Genomic DNA, 693 nt, shown 5'->3' with positions numbered 1-693 from the left:
TGCGTTCGTCCCGCCTGCCGCAGCCGTATCCCGCGCGGCGCGGCTGCACGGAGTGACCCGGCACATGACCGCCGACCTGCTGGACGCCTGCGCCTGGCTGCTGCCCGGCGCGCTGGCCGCCGCCGCGTTCCGCACCTTTACCCCGCCCGAGGCGCTGTTCCTGTTCATGGATACCCCGACCCTTGCCATACCGGCCCTGATGGGGCTGGCCGTGCTGCTCAGCGTATGCTCCGAGGCCGACGCCTTCGTGGCCGCATCGTTCGTGGGCTTTCCCGCCTCGGCCCGGCTGGCCTTCGTGGCGCTGGGCCCCATGCTGGACCTGAAGCTGATGGCCATGTACGGCGCGGCCTTCCGGCGCGGGCTGGTGCTGCGGCTGGTGGTGCTGCCCACCCTTTGCGTGTGGGTGGCGTGCATGTTGCTGGCCGGGCTGGGGGTGCTGGAATGAGTGCCGCCCGTACCGCATTCCGCCTGCCCGCAGCCGTCGTCCTTGCCGACGTGGCCCTGCTGTGGGGCATGGCGCTGGTCATTGCCTGGCTGGGCTGGTCGGGGACGTATTCCATGTTCCTGAACCCGCGCTTTCTGTGGCTGACCCTGCTGACCGGCGCGGCGCTGGCCGTGTTGGGAGCGGCGGTGCTGCTGCGCGGCATGGCGGGCGCGTCATCCCCAACGACACCGGCGGCAGGGGCCGCGGCG

Annotated in this window: 1 protein-coding gene and 1 pseudogene; both read left to right on the top strand. The window is 72.0% G+C overall.

The window, feature by feature from the left end; all coding sequences use genetic code 11:
* The coding region (locus FVW20_RS17695) for a permease (protein WP_196610614.1) at positions 1-445 on the top strand (445 nt) is incomplete at its 5' end.
* Positions 442-693: pseudogene (locus FVW20_RS17690) on the top strand (hypothetical protein); the annotation flags it as partial. The gene FVW20_RS17695 and the pseudogene FVW20_RS17690, both read left to right, overlap by 4 nt.

The organism is Nitratidesulfovibrio oxamicus, from assembly GCF_015731765.1.
Lineage (GTDB): Bacteria > Desulfobacterota > Desulfovibrionia > Desulfovibrionales > Desulfovibrionaceae > Cupidesulfovibrio > Cupidesulfovibrio oxamicus.
The sequence above is the reverse complement of the archived record's forward strand: the minus strand, read 5'-3'. Positions and strand labels throughout refer to the sequence as shown.